This is a genomic window from Solwaraspora sp. WMMB335 (assembly GCF_049179075.1).
Classification (GTDB): domain Bacteria; phylum Actinomycetota; class Actinomycetes; order Mycobacteriales; family Micromonosporaceae; genus Micromonospora_E.
The window spans coordinates 3,034,713-3,053,959 of record NZ_JBMHMF010000001.1 but is presented as its reverse complement, the minus strand read 5'-3'; the positions used below and the strand labels follow the sequence as shown (position 1 = coordinate 3,053,959).

The following is a 19,247-nucleotide window of genomic DNA, read 5'->3' as shown; positions in this document are numbered from 1 at the left end:
GGTACGGATCTGCAAGATGAAACTGAACACTACGAGCTCCGACGGGGTGGAGCGGTTGGCAGGACGAGAGGGGGTGACGGCAAGTGACCGAGCGTGACGAGCCAACCGGCGCGTTGGTCAGGCCGTACGCCGTCACCCGAGGTCGTACCCGGCCGAAGCTGGAAATCGCCCTTGAGGCGCTCGTGGAAACGACGGTGCGGGGCCGGTCTGCTGGTGCCACAAAGGGTGGCACGGGTCGGGAGCATCAATACATTGCCGCGCTGTGTGACGGCCGGCTGCAGTCGCTCGCGGAGATCGCGGCGCGGATGCAGCTTCCACTCGGAGTAGCCCGGGTCATCATCGCCGACATGGCCTCAGACGGCCTGGTCGCGGTGTATGAGCCGACATCCCTGGACGACACGAACGACGCGGTGGGCACGGAACTGCTGGAGAGGGTGCTGAGTGGACTTCGCAGGCTCTGACATGGCGCACCGCCCCATGGCCGGGCGCGTGACATCGGCGAAGATCGTGATCGCCGGTGGGTTTGGCGTCGGCAAGACGACGCTGGTCGGCTCGGTTTCGGAGATCACGCCGTTGACCACCGAGGCGATCATGACCTCGGCCGGCGTCGGCGTTGACGACACGCGACAGGTGCCGGGAAAGACGACCACCACGGTGGCCATGGACTTCGGGCGTATCTCGATCGACCGGGATCTCATTTTGTACCTGTTCGGTACCCCGGGCCAGACGCGATTCTGGTTCATGTGGGACGAACTGGTACGAGGCGCCATCGGTGCGGTGGTGCTCGTCGACACCCGCAGGCTGGCTGATTGTTTTGCGGCGATCGACTTCTTCGAGCACCGTCGTCTGCCGTACCTGGTGGCGATCAACTGCTTCGACGGCATGCAGTACCACGATCCACAGGACGTCCGTGACGCGCTGGCGATCTCCAGCGATGTGCCGGTCGTCGCCTGTGACGCCCGCAACCGCGAGTCGACGAAGCATGTGTTGATCTCGCTGGTCGAGTACGTGTTGACGATGCGTCGTCAGCGCGCCGTCGCTCCGGCCTGATACGACGATCTTGGGCTTGTCGCGGAGAAATCCAGATATTTCTTCGCGACAAGCCCAAGATCGTGAGTAGGTTGGGTCGGGTCGATCGCTCAGGAGCGGTAGCCAGTCTCAGGAGCGGTAGCCTGCGGGGCGGTACTCGAACTCCCGGCCGTCGCCCTGCACGCCTTGGTCACGGCTGAAGTCCCAGCCGCCACCGGCCTCGCGACCAGGCCGTCCGCCGACCGCGTAGCCACCGATCTCCTGCCCTCTACGCCAGCCACGGAAGTAGCCGTTGGTGTGTTCGGCGATCCTGGCGGCGTCTCGCACGATCCGCAGCGGGCGGTCATCGCGTAGCGGTGAGCCGGGCACCAGGTTCGCCTGCGGTACGCGCTTGGGCAACCCGGCTTCGGTCTCCGAGCCGATGGACGGCCGGGCGGCCTGCTCGGCTGCCCGCCAGCCGGTGTCCATGGGGGTGGAGAAGTCGATGCCGTCGCCTTCTTCCGGGCTGCGTACGAACCACGCGGACCGTGCGGCCGCGAAGATCAACAGGTCGCCGTCACCTTCGTCCGGAACGGGCGGGGCACTGAACGGCTCGGCGATAGCCTGCCGACCACGGGCGTACTCGGGACGGTCCGGCTCGACCAGTCGCAGCGACGGCGCGTCCAGCGGGTCTTGCGCCGGCCTCCCGTACGGGTCGCGGGCCGGCTCGGCCATCGCCGGCTCGACGAGCCGAAGCACCGGCGGCTCCGGTGGGAGATCATCGGCGAGCCAGGGCGGCTTCACCCGACCGCTGTGGCTGGCAGCGGGCGGGTCCATCCGGCTGCTGTGACCGGGCGCAAGCGGGTTGTCCACTACGGAGTGGTTGCCATTGGCAGCCACCGGATGCTCACCGGTCGACCCGACCAGTGGCCAGTTGCTGCGTGACCCGGGCGGACCGGCCGGTCCCGGCCGTGGCGTCGGCACCGGCAGACTGTAGTCAGTGGCAGCGAAACCACCGGTCGGCGGCTCGGCCAGCGGACCGGCGGACAGCGGGGGTGCCGACGCGGGCGAACCCGACAGCGGAGGCGCCGACGCCGGGCGACTGGATGGACCCAGTGCGGGGGCCGGCATATGCGGGGCCGGCATTCCGGACGTCGGATCAGCGGATACCGGCGCATCCGACACCGGTGCGCCCGGCATTTGCCTGGTGACGTCAGCGGCACCGGTCGAATTGCGTCCGTGCCGCGTATCCGGCCGTGGAACGATCGGAGTGGGCCGACGCTGCGCCCGAGCGTCGGCGAGGGCTGCCGTGGTCAGGGTGGCCCGGAACGGCTCACCGGCGTCAGCTGGCGCGACACCCGGTCGCGGTGCCGGCATCGGGGTCATCCCCGGGGGCGGCGGTGGCGGAGCCGAGACGGGACGGTTGCCACCCGGTTCCGCTGCCCGCCGTGCGACCGGCGCCAGCGGCGCCGGGGCGGTCGGCGGTGGCGCGACCGGTGCCGGCGCGACCGGCGGCGGGGCCAGCGGCTGTGGGACGGCGGGGGGAGCCGTACCGCCGGCCGGTTGCGGACGGGCCCGCCGTCCGCCGGCCGGCGGACGGCTCGCTGCGGGGTCACCACCGATGGCCGGTACGGCGTGCAGGCCGGTCGACGGCGGGGCCGAGGTCGGCTCGGCCGCCCGGCGGCCGGCCCGGCGCCCGGCGATCGGGGTGGGCGTGGTGATCCGGGCGGTGAGAGTGGCCATCAGAGCGTCCGCTGCGGCGTCGCAGGCGCGTACCGCGGCCACCGCGTGCCGGACGGTCTCGGCGGTCGCCGAGGTGATCACCTTGTTGACCACGCCACGGCGGGGGGACTCCACGATGGCGACCCGCAGCGCGGTGACCGCATCCTCGATCGTCTCGGCGTCGGCGACGCCGTCAGCACTCAGATGCGCGGCCACCGCGTCGGCGGCGACGGCCAGTTCCCGGTTGCGCGAGCTGGTGCCGCTGAGCATGCCCGGCTCGGGCAACGCGTCGAGAACCGCGAGCGCGACCGGTTCCGCCGGGTCGGGATACGCGCGCAGCGCGGCCGGGTACAACTCGCGGAGCACTTCGCGCAGTGCGACAGCGGCGGCCTGGCGCCCGTTGGCCAGCGCCGCGTGTGCGGCCAGCACGGGCTTGTAGGTGATCAGGTCGCGGGGGGCGGGCAGGGTGACGGCGGAGAGGGCACCGGCCTGCAGCGCCCGGGCCAGGCCGACCGCCCGCCGTTGCGCCGGGGCGGAGGACATCTCCTCCAGCGACTCGTCGTCGGCGAAGCGTTCGGCGTAGTCGTCCGTGGCATCGTCGTCGGCGACGGCCAGCGGGCGTCCTGCGGCGGTCAGCAGGGAGGTGACGACATGATCGTCGCTGTCCGCGGCGATGGCTGCCCCACTCGGGCCGCTCGCGCGTTCGACCAGCAGCGCGCTGAGCCGGGCATAGCCGGCCGGATCGTCGTCGATCCCGCAGACGTCGAGCAGCCGCCCGGCGTCGTCGACAATCGCGGCGGTCAGGGCCGGACCGGCCGAAGCCGACCGGGCAGCCCGGTCCGCCGATGCCAGACCGCAGTACACCCGTACGAGCGCCACCGCGCCGTCCTCCTCCCGGGAACCTGCCATGTGCCAAGGACTGATGGTCCCTGGTAAGGGGTCAGTCGCGCCAGTCCGCAGCGGCAGAGATCTTCCCGATAATCGTGCGCCATCCGAGACTTGCGGTTTGTGCCCCGATTTTCTTCAGCCGCCGTCGGGCCATGAACCCGCCAATGCCGCCGTCAACGGTCGACCTTAGCGCCTCGTCGAGATCGTCCAGGCTGGAACCGGCGGAAAGCATGTCCAACACCGATGGCATCCGCAGCGCGTAGGCCAGATCCCGTGCGATCTCACCGGACTGGATGAGCAGCCGGGCGTCCCACACGTCGTGGCCACCCCGCAGGTTCTCCACCACCAGGTCGAGCTCGTAGGTGTCCTCGGCAAGGGCGTCGATGTCGGCTGGCTGCACCCGGTCGACCAGCTCCGACCAGGTGTCGAGCTGGGCGAGATCGTGGGGTGCGCTCGAGCGGATGAAGCTGACCAGAGCTTCCGGATTCTTGAACAGCAGCACGCTGCCCCGGTGGCTGAGGAAGACCGGCACCTCCTCGCCGGCCTCGTCGTCGTCCTCGCCGGCCTCGTCGTCGTCCTCGCCGGCCTCGTCGTCGTCCTCGCCGGCGGCGTCGTCGTCCTGGTCGGCGTCGGCGACCACCTCGTCGTTGTCCTTCGCGCGGTCGTCGCGGCCGGGCCGGGCCTGCTCGGCGGCATCTTCCTCGTCGAGGGCCGCGGCGAACTCCTCGTCGAGGATGACGACGGTCTCGTCGTCGTCCTCGCCTTCGGCGATCCGACGGCGAGCGGCGAACGGATCGTCTTCTTCCCGCCCCGAGATGTCCGTCGGAGTCAGCGCGCCGACGGAGCGGTAGGCCCGAAGGGTGTAGCCGACGCCTGACGGGAGCGCGATCTCGACCGGATCGATCCGTACGTCCTGCCACAGCGACCGGTCGGCGGACCCGGCCCGGACCGACTCGCTGGCCGAGGCGTCGTCGTCGGTCTCGGTACCGATGCCGGTCTCAGTAGCGTCGTTGGCCTCGGTGTCGATGTCGGCGGACCCGGCTTCGAGCCGGTCGGCGTCGGGCTGGTTCGGCGACTTGGCCACGCTGACCTCCGTTTTTCTTGCGGTGACGGCGCCCAGACCCGGACTGTCGGGTGGGTGACTCTGCGCACACCCTAGTGGGCAGCCCGCTGTACGGCAGCCCGCACCCCGCCCAGTGCGTCAACCAGAAACCGTCAGGTATCCCTTCTCCGCGGCAAGCTGCATGATCCACTGCTCGCGGTACCAGCCGGCCCGCGTGCTCAGTTCGGCGTGACTGCCTCGCTGGGCGATCCGCCCACCGGCCAGTACCAGGATCTCATCCATTGAGTCCAGCCCGGCCAGCCGGTGGGTCACCAACACGACGCTGCGGTGCCCGGCGGCGGCGAGCACATCGGCCAGCACCGCGTCCGCGGCGACCGGGTCGAGTCCTTCGGTCGGCTCGTCGAGCACCAGAACGGCTGGCCCGGCCAGCAGCGCCCGGGCCAGCGTCAGCCGCTGCCGCTGACCACCGGAAAGCTGGCTGCCGGCGGCACCCACGACTGTCTGCCAGCCGGCTGGCTGGTCACGTACCCAGTCGAGCAGTCCGGCGGCGGCCATGGCTGCCGCGAGTTCGTCATCGTTGGCGTCGGGGCGGCCGAGTAGCAGGTTGTCGCGGACTGTGGCGTTGAACACGTACGCGTCGGCGAGTAGCCCGCCGACGACCCGGGGCCGGGACTCGGCCGGCACGGCCGCGAGATCGATGCCGTTGACCGTCACCCGGCCGTGGTCCGGCGGGATCTGCCCGGTGAGCACGCCGAGCAGGGTGCTCTTGCCGGCTCCGCTCGGTCCGACCACCGCCACCCGCCGGCCGGGCCGCAACCGTAGTCCGATCCGGTCGAGCGCGGGCGGCCCGTCCAGCCGGTACCGCACCGTGATCCGGTCGAGGACGACGGTCACCGCCGAGACTTCTCGGGACGGGGGTCCCGAGACTTCTCGGGACGAGGTTTCTCCGGGTGCCGTCTCCCGAACTGCCGTCTCCCGGAGGGAACCTCCCCGGCGCTGGGGTGCTGCGGGCGCGGCCGGGAACGGTGCCACCAGCTCCGCGACCCGCCGTAGGCCGCCCCGCAGCTGACTCCACTGCCGCGCCGCGGCGACCAGAGCCAGACTCATCTCGACGGCGGCCAGACTCCCGACCGCGAGCACCCCGACCAGGACGCCGTCCACGCCGGCGCGCAGTGCCGTCGTGACGACGGCAGCCGTGGTCAGGCCGGCGAGGAGGACACCGGCGCCGTCCACCGCCCAACCAGCGGTCGCCAGCCGACGTTCCAGCCTCGCCACCTCCTCGATCTGGCCGGTCGTCCGGGCCAGCGCCGCTTCGGTGCCGCCGTAGGCCGCCAGATCAGCGGCACCGTACGTGAGATCGGTGCTGCCGGCGGCGAGTTCGCCGCGCAGCGGCGCGACCCGCTCGGCGGTACGTCGGGTGAGCACGACCGCGATCGCCGGTAGCCCGGCACCGGCGGCGGTGAGCCCGGCGGCGAGCACGACCGCCGCGGCAGGGCTGATCACCGCCGCCCCGACGATCGCGAGCACCGTGACCGTCACCGCTGCGGCACCCGGCACCAGCACCCGCAGCAGCAGGTCCTGGACGGCTTCGACGTCGGAGACCAGCCGGCTGAGTGCGTCTCCGGACCGGTCGGCGGCGCCGGGCCGGCGGGCGGCGAGAGTGCTGAAGATACCCGCCCGTACGTCCGTGACCACCCGTAGCGTGGCGTCGTGCCCGGCGAGTCGTTCGGTGTAACGCAGCACTCCGCGGCTGATGGCCAGCCCTCGTACGCTGACGATCGCCACGGTGACGGCGTCCAACGGCGGCCGGCCGGCCGCCGTGATCAGCAGCCAGACCGCGGTGGCCATCAACGCGAGCGCGGCGAGTTCGGTCGCGGCGGCGAGCAACCCCGAGGCGATCAAGCGGCCGAGGTACGGTCGGGCGATGGTCAGCACTGCCGACTCCGGGCCCCACCACGCCCGGTGTCGGGGAGCCGACCGGCTGGTCCGCCGGAGGCGCTGGCCGGCCGGGCTACCAGCGGCGGTCACGACGGTGCTCCACTGAGCTGGCTCTCGATGATCCGCCCGCCGTCGAGCCGGATGATCCGGTCGGCACCGTCGAGCAGGGCCGGACGGTGCGCCACGATCAGCGCGGTCCGGCCGGTCACGAGGTGACGCGCGGCGGCCAGCACCGCTGCCTCGGACGTCGCGTCCAGCCTGGCGGTCGGCTCGTCGAGCAGGACCACCGGGCTGTTGCGCAGGAACGCCCGAGCCAGCGCGACCCGCTGCCGCTGGCCGCTGGAGAGTCCGTGGCCGCGTTCACCGAGCCGGGTGGCGAGGCCCTCGGGTAGCGCGGACACCACATCGGTCAGCGCGGCCGCCCGTACCGCCGCCGCCAGGTCGGCCGGTGCGGCATCCGGCGAGCCGAGCCGGATGTTGTCCGCCAGCGAGGCGGCGAACAGGTGCGCGTGCTGCGGAACCCAGGCCAACTGCTGTCGCCAACCATCGATGTCGAGCTGGGCCAGGTCGACCCCGTCGATCAGCACCCGGCCGGCGGTAGGCTGGACGAATCCGAGCAGCAGCTGCAGCAACGTGCTCTTGCCGGCACCGCTCGGGCCGATCACGGCGATCCGCTCGCCGGCCCGTACGGTCAAGTTGACGTCGTGTAACGCGGTGGTACGCCGGTAGTCGACGGTGACCGACTCGAACCTGATCTCCGCTGGCCCGCCTCGTCGCCGCGGCCGACTGGTCGCCGCGGCCGGCTGCGGTGCCGTCGCCGTCGGTACGGCAGGCGCCGGCGGCCCGATCAAGGTGAGCGCTTCGTCCAGCACGGCCAGCCCTTCCATGCTGGCGTGGAAGCGGCTGCCGGCCGCCCGCAGCGGCAGGTACGCCTCCGGGGTGAGCAACAGCACCAGCAGCGCGGTGGACAGGACCATCCCGCCGGTGAGCAGCCGTAGACCCACCGGCACCGCCACCAACGCCACGGACAGCGTGGCGACCAGTTCCAGCGCCAGCGCGGACAGGAAGGCGATCCGCAGCGTACGCATGGTCGCCACCCGGTGCCGGTCGGCCATCCGGCGTACCACCTCGGCCTGGGCCCGCTGCCGGCCGAAGGCGCGCAGTGTGGCCAGGCCGGCCACCATGTCCAGGAAGTGGCCGCCGAGTTGGCTCAGCCGCCGCCACTGCCGGTCGGTGGCGGCCTGGGCGTGCCAGCCGAGCAGCGCGCCGAAGACCGGGATCAGCGGCAGGGTGAGCGCGACGATCAGCGCGGAACTCCAGTCCGCCAGGGCCAGCCGGACGAGCACCGCCGCCGGCACGGTGACGCTCAACACCAACTGCGGCAGGTACCCGGTGAAGTAGCCGTCCAGCGCGTCCAGCCCCCGGCCGGTCAGGGTGGCGAGCGCGCCGGTGCGCTGACCGGCCAGCCAGCCGGGTCCGCGTTGCTGGATCGCGGCCAGCAGGGTCGTGCGCAACTGCGCCTTCACCGTGGCGGCGGCTCGGGCGGCGACGACACCCTGGGACCAGACAACCACCGCCCGGGCGGCGACGGCGAGCACGAAGGCGGTCAGCGCGGTCTGGTCGAAACTCCCCGTGGCGGCTGCGGCCAAGGCGGTCGCGAGCGTGGTGGCCTGGGCGACGACCAGGACCGCGGTAGCCACCCCGAGGACACCGAGGGCACCGAGGTGCGCCCGGACCGCCGGCACCTGACGCACCAATCGCGGGTCGAACGGCCGGCGGCGCTCAACCGGGACATTCGATGGCGCGGACGGCGGCGAGGCGGACATCAGGAGAGGTACAGCGACACCGGTAGGGCGAGCAGCGCGGCGGCGGCCACGCTCGCCACCAGCGGGCGTAGCCGAGGCGGCGGACCGCCGGGCAGCAGCCGTTGCACCCGGGCGTCGAGATCGTGATCGGCGGCCCCCAACGCACCGGCCGGGGTGATCGGTGTTCCGGCGGCGGCGAACCGGCGTAGCGCCGTGGCCAACAGCTCATCGGGGTGCCGGCGGCGGGCCTTGTCGTCGGCGCGCATCTCGACCAGCAGCGCGACCGCCCGGTGCGCCGCGCGTAGCCGACGCAGCCGGGGCAACGCCCGGCACAGGGCAGTGAACGGCAGCAGCACGAGATCGTGCCGTTCGTCGGCGTGGGCACGTTCGTGGCTGAGCACCGCCGCCAACTGGCCGGCGTCGAGCAGGTCGAGTGTGCCGGCGCTGACCACCACGGTCGGTCTTACCCCCGGCAGGCAGTACGCCGCCGCACTCGGGTGGTCGAGCACCAGCGCGCCGGGGGCCGCCGGATCGGCCCGACCGACCAGTGCCAGCAGGTCCCGATGGCGGCGCTGGGCGCGTACGGCGGCGAGCAGACCGCGTACCGTCGAGCCCAGCAGCACCACGGCGATCGCGGCGGCCGACGCGACCAGCGCCAGTTGCGGTGGACCCAACCCGGCCGGGAAGACCGCGGTCGGCCAGCCGTCGGCGCGGGCCAGGGCGGCCACGGCCGTGGCCAGGTCGGCGACGAACAGCCGGGTCGCGTCGCCCGGACCCGTGTGGTACGGCGCGAGGCCGATGGCGAGTGGCAGGCCGATGGCGGCCAGCCCGACCGTCAGGCCGAGCGACTGCCAGCACAGGATCGCCACCCGGGGACTGCGCCAGGTCCAACCCCGGCCGAGCCAGCTCGACCTGGTCAGTGTCTGCGCGGCCAGATAGCACGCGACGAGCACCGCGGCGAAGTACGAGGCGTACGCCATGGCCGGCTCAGCCCTGCCGCTGGGTGGCCTGTGCCTGATCGGTGAGCGCGGCCCGGAGCACCTCGGCCTCGGAGCCGGTCACCGATCGGGCGAATCGAACCAGCGCCGCGTCGCGGCTGCCGGCGAGGTCGAGGGCGTCCAGCATCAGTTGGGCGATGTACGCCTCCCGGCTGGCCGCCGGCTGGTACCGCCAGGCGCGGCCGGACCGTTCCCGGCTGACCATCCCCTTGCCCGCGAGCCGGTCCAGCACGGTCATCACCGTGGTGTACGCCAGGTCCCGCTCCTGCAGGGCGTCGGCGACGTCGCGAACGGTGACCGCGCCGGCCGCCGGGTCGCGGTCCCACAGCACGTCCATCACCGCGCGTTCGAGCTCACCGAGTCGCGTCACCGGCCAAGCCTACCGCCGGTAGTAGACGTCCGGCTGCTCAGGGCAGCGGCCCGGCCCGCAGTACAGGTACTGTCTGGTGAATGCCTCCCGTCCGGCAGATCTTTGCGGTTTCCGGCATTCTGCACCCACCGGCCCGTCAACTGGCTCCGACCAGAAGCGCGCTGCTGGACCATGCAATCTCGTTGACCGGGGTTCCGATCGCCAACGTCTGTCTGATCCCAACCGCCACCGGTGACAGCCGGCAGTTGATCGACTCATTTCATGCCGCTTTCCGTGGCGCGACGGATGCGGTTTCCACACATCTGCAGTTGTTCACCCAGCCGAATGTCGACGACGTGCGCACCTTCCTGCGTAGCCAGCACCTGATCTGGGTGAGCGGAGGCAGCCTGGTCAATCTGCTGGCGGTGTGGCGAGCGCATCGGCTCGACGAGATACTGCGGGAGTGCTGGGAGGCCGGTGTGGTGCTCGGTGGTGGCAGCGCCGGCAGCCTGTGCTGGCACGTCGGCGGGGTGACCGACTCCTTCTCCGACTGGCTCGACCCGGTCACCGACGCGTTGGCGCTGTTGCCGTTCAGCAACGGCGTGCACCACGACCTGGCAGAGCAGCCGCGCCGGGACCGCTATCTGGAGTGCGTGGCGGGCGGTGCGCTGCCGGCGGGCTATGCCACCGACGACGGGGTGGGACTGCACTATCTCGACACCGAGCTGGCCGAAGCTGTCAGCTGCCTGCCGGATGCCGCCGCGTACCTGATCGAACCCGGTGGGCGTGCGGGTACGGCGGTCGAGCGGCCGATCCCGGCCCGGCCGATCCTCGTGCGCCCGCCGGAACCATAGCTGGTGTCGGTCGGCACCCGGACGACCTTGGCGCTGGCGGCGGACCGTGGCGGCGGTGCCGGACGCCGGCGACCCGCTATGCCGCAGGCCGCTCGGCCAGCGCATCCGTGACGGTTCCCCGCACGGCCAGCCGGGTCTGGTGCAGGCCCTCCCGGAGTTCGTCGTCGCCCATCACCAGATAGACCAATCCGCAGTCGGCCGGCCCGGTGGCACCTGGCAGGCAGAGCGTGCACGGCTCGCCGGGCCGGATCGGGCACTTGGCGTCCGGGTGTCGGCTCAGTGTTCGCGCTGTCATACCCGTACGATGCCGTGCCGCGGGCAACCGGCGGCAGGGCCGAACGGCACCACCTGCTGCGGGACCTGCGCCCCCTGGCTGGCGAGGTGACGGCCGATGAACCGGCTCGGCAGCAGTTGGCGGCTGATCGACCGTGACGGGGTGGTGCGCGACCCGGCCGGCCGGGCGGCGCCCGAGAACACGGTGTGGCGCTAGGCGAGGCTGGCGACGAGACGTTCGCCGGCGGGCCAGGGGCCGTATCCGCTGGCGGTTTCGAGGTGCCCGGCGTCACCCGCGTCGTACAGTTGGCTGCCCCAGTCTGCCGCGTACTGCTCGAACTGCTCGTAACTGGTGTACGGGTCGGTGCGGCTGGCGACCAGGACGGTGCGAAACGGCAGCGGCCGTCGGGGGATCATGTCGTGGCGCAGGTCGCCCGGATCGTCCGGGCCGGGCCGTCGGCGCGGATCGAGGTACGGGGGAGCGATCAGCAACGCCGCGTGGACTGTCCCGGCGTTGCCGTACCGGGCGGCCCAGGCCGCGACCGTGATGCAACCGGCGCTGTGCGCGATCAGCACCGTGGCCTCGCCGCTGGTGGTGACCGCGGCATGCAGGGCGACGACCCGGTCGGCGAGCACGAACGGCGGCCCGGTCGGCTCCGACGCCCACCGGTAGTCGGGGTTGGCCCGCGCCCAGCGGCTCAACCAGTGCTCGGGCCGGGGCGCACCCCGGCCCGGTACCAGCAGGTGTCGGGTCACCGGCCGATGATAGGCCGGCGACCCGACACCGCACAGTAGACGATCTGGAACTGGTCAGCCCGCCGGGTCGGTCGGTGCGGCCGGGTCGGTCGCGGCGTGCCGCACCGCCCACTCGAGGCCCTCGCGTACGTAGCGTTACGTATCTGGCACCCACGTACCGCGACGTATCCTGGCGGCTACGTCGCGGGGAGCGCCCGGGCCAGCTCGACGCGGGAACGCACCCCGACCTTCGGGTAGATCCGGTAGAGGTGGGTGGTGACCGTACGCGGTGACACGAACAGCTGCTCTGCGATCTCCCGGTTGCTCAACCCGGCCGCGGCCAGCTGCGCGATCTGCAGCTCCTGCGGGGTAAGCCGGTCCAGCCCGTCCGCCGGCCGACGCAGCGACTCACCGGAGGCGCGCAGCTCCCGGCGGGCCCGCTCGGCCCAGGCACGGGCACCGAGGGCGTCGAACGTACCGGCCGCCGAGCGCAGCTGCGCCCGTGCCTCGGCGGCCCGCCGCCGGCGGCGCAGCCAGGCACCGTACGCCAGTTCCAGCCGGGCCCGTTCGAACGTCCAGCCGGTCAGGTCGGCGGCGAGCCCGTCCCGGTATGCCTGTTCAGCCCCATCCCCGTCGCCGGCCAGCACCGCGCGGGCGTACCGCAGGGTGACCGCGAGCACCGGCGCCACGCCGGACCGCGCGACCGGTGCCAGCGGTGCGACCAGGGCGGCGACCTCGTCGCGGTGGCCGCTGCGGGCCGCCGCCTCGGCCAGCTGCCCCAGCACGGTCAACCGCAGGTACGGGTGGAAAACCGCGCCGTCCGGATGGCAGATCCGGTGCAGCTGCTGGTACGCGTCTTCGTACCGCCCGCCGGCCAGCGCGTCCAGCCCACGTACCAGGTGCACCATGGCCAGCATCGGGAACGCCCCGCTCGGCAGCAGGACGGCTTCGGCCTGGTCGGCGAGGCCGGCGGCGGCCGTGCTGTTGCCGCGTAGCGCCTCGGCGATCCCGCGTGCGAGATCCGCGGTCAGCGCCCACCGGAGCTGACCGGTCTCCACACCCATCGCCCGGGCCTCCGCACCGGCGGTGATCGCCAGCCGGGTGTCGCCCAACAGCGCCGCGTTCCACGCCTGGCCGGTGAGTGTCTGAGCGAGCATGCCCAGCCGCCGCTGGCTGCGGATCAGCAGGACCGCATCGGCCAGCAGCGGCTTCGCGAGTGGGTGTGCGCCGATCGCGTCGGCTGCCGTGCCAGACATCCGTAGCTCATCCGGGTCGGTGCCGGTGATCCGGCCGGCCAACCGGGTGAGCCCGGCGAGTACCGTCGCCCCCTCGGTGAGCGGGTCGGCGCCGGCCAGGATCGACAGCAGGTGCGGGCTGTCCGACGGCACCGGCAACGCCCGCGCGACGGCGACGATCCGGCGTCGCAACTGCGGATCCGGGCCGGACCACCAGCAGCGCACGGTGATCGCCGCCAGCGACTCCAGCGCGAGCTCCGCTTCGCCCCGCGCGGCGAGCCGCTCCACCACGTCCAGGTGGGCCGGGATCCGGGTGGCGCCGGACCAGCCGGCGTCCAGGTAGACCTCGCGCAGCCAGACGAGGTGGGCACGCTCGGCGGGCCCGAGGTGGTGTTCGGCGATGGCGTCGAGCGTACGGACCAGTCTGGTGCGGTCGCCGATCTGGCTGACGAGGATCGCGGCGCGCAGCAGCCGGCCAGCTTTACCGGCGGGTCCCGCGGTCAACTCGGCGGCGCGTTCCAGCGCGGTCACCGCGATCTGCGGTGCCCCTTGCCGGTTCGCCCGCTCGGCGGTCGCGGTCAGTTCCGCGGCGATCCGCTCGTCCGGGCCGAGCGTAGCCGCCGCCTGGTGCCACACCCGGCGGCCGTCGGTCGGGTCGAGGCGGGCGGCGAGTACGGCGTGGACCCGGCGGCGTTGCGCGGCTGGGGTGCTCTGGAGCAGCGCCGAGCGCAGCAACGGATGCCGGAACGCCAAGCGGTCACCGGCGTCGACGGACACCAGATCGCTGGCGAGCGCCGGTTCGAGGGCCCGCTCGTCGGCCGGGGGAGCCGGTCCGGCCGGTGTATCGGGCGTGTCCGGCATATCGGGCGTGTCCGGTATGTCTGTTGTATCTGCTGTGTCTGGTGTAGCGCCATGATCGGCGCCGATCGCGCCGGCCACCGCAAGGATCTCGGCCAGGTCGTCGTGGTCGTCCAGGGCCGCCACGACCAGCACCGCGCGGGTGGCCAGCGGCAATTCGGCGACGATCGCGGTGAACGTCCGCTCGACCCGGGTACTCAACGGCAGCCACGCCGGTAGGAAGGCGCCGGTGCCGAGCCGAGCCGCCGCCGCGCCGAATTCGACGATGCCGAGCGGATTGCCGGCCGCCTCGGTGAGCACCCGCTGGCGTAACTGCGGTGCGAGCCCGGGTACATGACGGTCGAGCAGATCGGCGGCGGGTGCCTCGGCGAGCGGGCCGACAGACAACTCACGCCAGCCGGAGGTGGCCACCCGGCGCTCTGTCTCGACCCCGTCGCGGATCGCCAGCAGCATCAGGACGGGGTCGTGGGCAAGCCGGCGGCCGAGAAAGGCCAGGACGTCCCAGCTCGCCTCGTCCAGCCACTGCGCGTCCTCCACGACCAGCAGCAGCGGCCCCTCCACGGCCTGGTCGACGAGCAGGTCGAGCACCTCCATGCTCACCCGGAACGAGCCGTGGCCCGGCTCGTCGCTGCCGGACAGCGCCACGGCGAGCCCTTCGCGGCCGGTGCCGGGCAGTCGGCCGAGCAGCCGGTGCAACCCGCCGTACGGTACGTGGATCTCCGCCTGCACGCCGCTGGTCGCCAGCACTCGCATGCCAAGCTGTCGTGCCCTGGAAACCGCGTACGTCACCAGGGCCGACTTGCCGATCCCGGCCGCACCGCGCAGCGCCAGGCTGCCGCCGTGGCAGCTGTCCTGATCGCCGATCGCCTGCGCCAGCAAGCCGTCCAGCTCGACTTGCTCGCCTGCCCGGCCGAACAGCTGCCCACCTGTCATCCGCGCCTCCACCGGAGTCGAGCCTAGGGCACCGTCGCGGGCGCGGCCGGCACGACGGCCGGGCCGCCGGTTGCGTTCCGGCGGCCCGGCCGGGCCGGTCTCGACTGGTCAGTCGGGCATCGACCGCTCAGACCAGGCTGAGCTGCGGGTAAGTGGCGAAGATGGTGTTCACCGGCTGGAAGTAGGTGGTGCCGCCGGTCGAGCAGTTCCCGCTGCCACCGGAGGTGAGGCCGAGCGCGGCGCTGCCGGCGAACAGCGAGCCGCCGCTGTCGCCCGGCTCGGCGCAGACGGTGGTGCGGATCAGACCGCGAACGGTGCCCTGCGGGTAGGTCACCGAGGCGTTGACCGCGGTGACGCTGCCGCTGCGTACCCGGGTGGTGCTGCCGCTGCGCCGCACCGACTGTCCGACGTAGGCGCTGCCGACCGAGCTGATGGTCTGGCTGCCCGGGTAGAGGTAGACCGCGCCGGGCTTGGCGATGCTGTTGTTGGTGTACTGCACGATGCCGTAGTCGCTGCCGGGGAAGACCGACACCACCCGGCTGCCGAGCACGGTCGTACGGCTGGAGTTGGCGTACCAGGTGGCAGCGCTGTTGGTGCAGTGTCCGGCGGTCAGGAAGTAGTAGTAACTCGAGGTGCGTACGTTGAAGCCGAGCGAGCAGCGGGAGCCGTTGCTGCCGTAGATGGCTTCGCCGCCGGCGATCAGGAGGCTGAACTCGCCGGGCGCGTGCTCCAGCCGGGCGGCGCTGCCGGCGGCTTCGACCGCCTTTGCGACCACGGCGAGCCGGGCGCCGGTGACAGTGCTGTCCACGGTCACCACCACCTGGTTGGTGACCGGGTCGATGGCACGGGCGGTGCCGGGCAGCGCAGCCGCCCGTTCGATCCGGGTGGTCACCGCGGCCAGGTCGGCCGCGCTGTAGGCGACGGTCTTGGCGACCGCGCCGGCTGCCCGTACGGTGCGGGCGGCCGCTTCGTCGGTGACGGTGACGACCATGCGACCGGTCGCCTCATCGAGGAAGGCGAGGGCGCCGAGGTCTTCGCTGAGCTCGACGGCGGCCTCGGCGTCGGCGGCGAGCAACGGCGCCGGGGCGGCCTGAGCGGCGGACGGCCACAGGGCCATCCCGACGAGCAGCAACGGTGCGGCGAGAGCGGCCGCAGCCCGTTTGAGGTGGGAGCTGGTGGTTGTCACGTACGCCTCCTGGAGGTCTGCACGCCGGTCGGCGTGCCTGCCGGGCGAGCCCGGATCCGGCGTGGATTGCCGGATCCGGGACGAGACTGCGGGATCTCACCAACAATCTCGATCGATGGTTGTCGAAAGGATGGCAGCCGGTGGCGTACGTCCACAAGAACTAACTTTGTCATGAGGTATCCCGCGTTATGACCGGGAGTTGTACGACGGAGTCGACGCGGCCGGCGCGGACGACGCCCTGGTCGCGCCGGAACGACTCGCGGTGCTGGCCGATGCCGCAGGTGCCTCAGGCGCGGTAGCCGCCGTCACCGGCGCCATCCGGGCCGAACAGCTGCGGCGGCGGCCCGGCCGCGGTGACCGGGTCGGTGCGGTGCTCCGGTGCTGCCAATTGTCGCTGCGGCGTCCGGGTGAACAGCCGGATGCCGGAGTTGGCATCGCGCCGGGCGGTCACCGTGACAGTCACCATCTGGACCGGCTCCGGCGGGGTGGTGAAGCCGCGCACGCCCCAACGGACCCAGACCGGCACCCGTCCGGCGCCGGCCTCGGCGAGCAGTTTCTCCACCGTACGGCCCCGGTCGGTATGGTCGACCTCGACCACCACGGGCGGCGCGCCGACCCGGGCACAGGCCACGTCGACGACCGAGTGCTGACCGGACATCGGTGGCGGCAGCGGCATCACGCTGGCCGCCCGCCGGTAGACCCGCCAGCCCTGGCTCCTGCCCCAGCCCACGATCGTGTCGAGGAGCAGTTCGGTCACCTGCTCGGTGGTGCGGTCGGTGAAGGCGAGCGCGGCCAGCCGGCGGGACAGTGCCGTCGCCAGGGCCGGCCCGCCCTCTGGTTCGACCATGATGTCAGCGGCCGTCGGACGTCAGCGGTAGCCAGGCGACCACTTCACGGATCTTGGCGTCCCAGTATTCCCAGTCGTGGTCGCCGGGGCTGAAGTCCGTCGTCAACGGCACGCCACGGGTGGCGCAGGCGTCGCGGAACCGCACACTGTCGGGGTACAGGACGTCGTCGGTGCCGCAGCACAGGTACAGCCTCGGCAGCCCGGCCGGATCAGCCTTGTCGACCAGCGTCAGCAGGTCCTCGTCGCTGCCGGCGACCTGCCGGTCGCCGAACACCCGGGACATCAGCGGATCCGTGGTCGAGGGCGGTTCGTGCTGGCGGCGACCGAGATCGAGGGCCCCGGACAGGCTGGCGGCCGCGGCGAAGCGCTCCGGCTCGCGTAGCGCCCACCGCAACGCGCCGTACCCACCCATCGACAGGCCCGCGACGAAGGTGTCCGCGCGGCGTGCGGAGACGCGGAAGAACGAGCCGACGACCGCGGGCAGTTCGGTGTGCAGGAACGTCCAGAACGGCGCCCCGTGCGCCTCGTCGGCGTAGAAGCTGCGATGCACCTGCGGCATCACCACGGCGAGGCCGCGCTGCTCGGCGTGCCGTTCGAGGCTGGTGTAGCGGGTCCAGGCGGTCGCGTCGTCGGTGAGCCCGTGCAGCAGGTAGAGCACCGGCGGCGCGCCGCCGCTCGTCTGCCCGGCGGCGCCGATCCTGCTCCGGGTCTGTTGCGGCAGCAGTACCGTCATCGCGGTGGCCTGTTCCAGTACGTCGGAGAAGAAGTCGACCCGCAGTAGCGCCATGGCCCCAGTCTGCCTGCTTCCCGGCCGGGTGTGCGGGCAAGCCCCGGATCCGGCAGTCGGCTACCCGGACAGCAGGGCGCGTCCGCAGATCGCCGCCCAGTCCGGATCCACCCACAAATGGTCCACTGTGTTGGCGAGATAGCGGGCCGGGGCCGCGCCGCCCGGCGGTAGCAGCGCGTCCAGCATCTCGGGCGCCAGCAAGCTCCGCAGGATGTGCGCCAGATCGTGGGGCAGCATCGTCGGCAGCCGCTCGATCGGCGGGCAACCAGCGGCGATCACCGCCACCAGTTCCGGCCAGTCGTCCGGAAACTGCCCGACGTCGACAAGCGCGTCATCCAGGAACCGGTCGTAGGTCGGCCCGACCAGCTCACAGAGCAGGTTGGTGCGGATGTGCAACGTGTACGGCACCTCCGGCCGCCCCGGTGCGTCCTGGCCGAAGCCGATAGGTCCACGGCCTACCAGCGTGCCGGTCGGTACCACCGCCCCGGCGACCAGGACACCGAAACCGGGGGGCGCGGTATCGGTATCCATCGCCTCACGTTACGGCACGTCCGCTACCCAGCCGGCCGGCGGTGGTGGACTGAGTGGACACAGCCGCGAGTCGCCTTCCGACGACACGAACTACACAGGACTGTCAACGGATGTCGCGCACCGCGCGTCGGGCGACGACCGTACCGACCGGCAGTTCGCCACGGCCGGTGGCCTGTTCCTTGTGCAGGGCGATCACTGGAAGATCCATGGCGGACTTGGCGGCCCGCACGTCGTCGGGGTGATTGACCCGTACCGCCACGGCACCAATCCGGGCCGCTCCGGTTCCGGCGTCCAGCCCGGCCCTACTGGTCGAGCGGACGACGTACGACCAGCGGGACCGACCGGTGGAACGGGCCGTGTCGACGTACCGGGGCGACCGCTACGCCTTCGAGATCGAAATGGTGCGGCCGACCACGGGCAGCGCCTCGTGGTCGCGCCCCGCCGCAATGGGCAATCAGCGAGAAGACCGCAGGGCCGGTCGGCTGCGAGCATGGAGCAGACCTCGGCGTCCGACCGGGCCGGCACCGACCGATCAGGAGGTACGCCACGTGGCGCATATCGAACTCGGCCTCGATGAGCGGCTGTTTCCCGGGATCACCGGGCCGATGCGCTTCCGTCCGGAGACCGCCGAGCCGCTCAACGCACTTGCCGAGGTACTGCTGCGGAGCCTGCCACACCCACTCACCCCGGGAGAGCGGGAGCTGATCGCCGCCTACGTGTCCCGCCTCAACGATTGCACGTTCTGCTGCTCGTCTCACTCGGCGTTCGCCGCCGCCCAACTCGACACCGGTGCCGTACTGGTCGACCAGGTCCTCACCGACGTGGCGAGCGCACCGGTGTCCAACAAGCTGCGGGCCCTGCTACGGATCGCGGCAGCGGTTCAGCGCAGTGGCCGTGAGGTGACCGGCGAACTTGTCGCCGTGGCGCGCGAGGCGGGCGCGACCGACCTGGAGATCCACGACACGGTACTGATCGCCGCCGCCTTCTGCATGTTCAACCGCTATGTCGACGGCCTCGGCACCTACGCGCCGGACGACCCGCAGTCCTACCGGTCGCAGGCCGAGCGGGTGGTCCGGCACGGCTACGGAGTAGCGCTGCCGACCGGATGACCGGCCGTCCCGCAGGTCCACCGGCACCGGCATCGGCTCCGTCCGTCGAGCCGGTGGCCAGCCGGAACAGCCGGGCGAGGTGCCAGTACCGTCCGTCGAGCGAGTAGTGGAAGGCGTACGCCGCGTCT

Annotated in this window: 18 protein-coding genes and 1 pseudogene; 5 read left to right on the top strand and 14 right to left on the bottom strand. The window is 72.2% G+C overall.

Going from position 1 to position 19,247, the window contains the following annotated elements:
- Positions 1-83: 83 nt before the first annotated feature.
- Positions 84-461: a DUF742 domain-containing protein gene (locus tag ACN27F_RS13005; protein ID WP_282225544.1), complete on the top strand. Its 378-nt coding sequence runs from the start codon at positions 84-86 to the stop codon at positions 459-461.
- Between the two features lies 1 nt (position 462).
- Complete coding sequence (locus ACN27F_RS13000) at positions 463-1,050, top strand: GTP-binding protein (protein ID WP_282232215.1); 588 nt, start codon at positions 463-465, stop codon at positions 1,048-1,050.
- Between the two features lie 108 nt (positions 1,051-1,158).
- Here the strand turns inward: ACN27F_RS13000 and ACN27F_RS12995 are convergent, their stop codons facing one another.
- The 6 genes from ACN27F_RS12995 to ACN27F_RS12970 all read right to left on the bottom strand — a co-directional run bounded on the left by ACN27F_RS12995 (position 1,159) and on the right by ACN27F_RS12970 (position 9,792).
- Entirely contained in the window at positions 1,159-3,639 is a 2,481-nt protein-coding gene (locus tag ACN27F_RS12995; protein ID WP_421433623.1) for a transposase, read from the bottom strand.
- Positions 3,640-3,670: 31 nt separating this feature from the next.
- Positions 3,671-4,738 carry a DNA primase gene (locus ACN27F_RS12990; protein WP_421440160.1) on the bottom strand — a complete coding sequence of 356 codons (1,068 nt, stop codon included), beginning with the start codon at positions 4,736-4,738 and terminating at the stop codon, positions 3,671-3,673.
- A gap of 81 nt (positions 4,739-4,819) precedes the next feature.
- Positions 4,820-6,709, bottom strand: coding sequence for a thiol reductant ABC exporter subunit CydC (cydC, locus tag ACN27F_RS12985; protein ID WP_421433622.1), 1,890 nt, complete (start codon positions 6,707-6,709; stop codon positions 4,820-4,822).
- Entirely contained in the window at positions 6,706-8,445 is a 1,740-nt protein-coding gene (gene cydD, locus ACN27F_RS12980) for a thiol reductant ABC exporter subunit CydD (protein ID WP_421433621.1), read from the bottom strand. Before cydD ends, cydC begins: the two co-directional genes overlap by 4 nt.
- On the bottom strand, positions 8,445-9,404 hold the full coding sequence (locus ACN27F_RS12975; RefSeq protein ID WP_421433620.1) for a M56 family metallopeptidase: 960 nt from the start codon (positions 9,402-9,404) through the stop codon (positions 8,445-8,447). The genes cydD and ACN27F_RS12975 overlap by 1 nt, the downstream gene beginning before the upstream one ends.
- A gap of 7 nt (positions 9,405-9,411) precedes the next feature.
- Positions 9,412-9,792 (bottom strand): BlaI/MecI/CopY family transcriptional regulator, encoded by a 381-nt coding sequence (locus tag ACN27F_RS12970; RefSeq protein ID WP_421433619.1) that lies wholly within the window; start codon positions 9,790-9,792, stop codon positions 9,412-9,414.
- Positions 9,793-9,872: 80 nt separating this feature from the next.
- Here ACN27F_RS12970 and ACN27F_RS12965 point away from each other — a divergent pair, with 80 nt between their 5' ends.
- On the top strand, positions 9,873-10,625 hold the full coding sequence (locus ACN27F_RS12965) for a Type 1 glutamine amidotransferase-like domain-containing protein (RefSeq protein WP_421433617.1): 753 nt from the start codon (positions 9,873-9,875) through the stop codon (positions 10,623-10,625).
- A 76-nt stretch (positions 10,626-10,701) separates the two neighbouring features.
- On the opposite strand, the gene ACN27F_RS12960 is transcribed toward ACN27F_RS12965, so the two are convergent.
- The 8 genes from ACN27F_RS12960 to ACN27F_RS12925 form a co-directional block, all read right to left on the bottom strand.
- Positions 10,702-10,920, bottom strand: a complete 219-nt coding sequence (locus ACN27F_RS12960; RefSeq protein ID WP_421433615.1) for a DUF6767 domain-containing protein — start codon at positions 10,918-10,920, stop codon at positions 10,702-10,704.
- Between the two features lie 191 nt (positions 10,921-11,111).
- Complete coding sequence (locus tag ACN27F_RS12955) at positions 11,112-11,654, bottom strand: RBBP9/YdeN family alpha/beta hydrolase (RefSeq protein WP_421433614.1); 543 nt, start codon at positions 11,652-11,654, stop codon at positions 11,112-11,114.
- A 176-nt stretch (positions 11,655-11,830) separates the two neighbouring features.
- Positions 11,831-14,659: an ATP-binding protein gene (locus ACN27F_RS12950; protein WP_421433613.1), complete on the bottom strand. Its 2,829-nt coding sequence runs from the start codon at positions 14,657-14,659 to the stop codon at positions 11,831-11,833.
- Positions 14,660-14,786: 127 nt separating this feature from the next.
- A complete protein-coding gene (locus ACN27F_RS12945; RefSeq protein WP_421433612.1) occupies positions 14,787-15,845 on the bottom strand; it encodes a S1 family peptidase in 1,059 nt (352 codons plus the stop codon).
- Positions 15,846-16,131: 286 nt separating this feature from the next.
- Positions 16,132-16,692 (bottom strand): hypothetical protein, encoded by a 561-nt coding sequence (locus tag ACN27F_RS12940; protein ID WP_421433611.1) that lies wholly within the window; start codon positions 16,690-16,692, stop codon positions 16,132-16,134.
- 4 nt (positions 16,693-16,696) lie between these two features.
- Positions 16,697-17,479: an alpha/beta hydrolase gene (locus ACN27F_RS12935; RefSeq protein ID WP_421433610.1), complete on the bottom strand. Its 783-nt coding sequence runs from the start codon at positions 17,477-17,479 to the stop codon at positions 16,697-16,699.
- Between the two features lie 60 nt (positions 17,480-17,539).
- Positions 17,540-18,010 (bottom strand): hypothetical protein, encoded by a 471-nt coding sequence (locus ACN27F_RS12930; protein ID WP_421433609.1) that lies wholly within the window; start codon positions 18,008-18,010, stop codon positions 17,540-17,542.
- 103 nt (positions 18,011-18,113) lie between these two features.
- The gene (locus ACN27F_RS12925) at positions 18,114-18,269 is read right to left on the bottom strand and encodes a hypothetical protein (RefSeq protein ID WP_421433608.1); all 156 of its coding nucleotides are present in this window, start codon (positions 18,267-18,269) and stop codon (positions 18,114-18,116) included.
- Between ACN27F_RS12925 and ACN27F_RS12920 the strand changes: the two are divergent.
- Positions 18,253-18,381: pseudogene (locus ACN27F_RS12920) on the top strand (UTRA domain-containing protein); the annotation flags it as partial. The gene ACN27F_RS12925 and the pseudogene ACN27F_RS12920 overlap by 17 nt on opposite strands.
- Before the next feature lie 177 nt (positions 18,382-18,558).
- Entirely contained in the window at positions 18,559-19,119 is a 561-nt protein-coding gene (locus ACN27F_RS12915; RefSeq protein ID WP_421440158.1) for a carboxymuconolactone decarboxylase family protein, read from the top strand.
- The last annotated feature ends 128 nt before the right edge of the window (positions 19,120-19,247 follow it).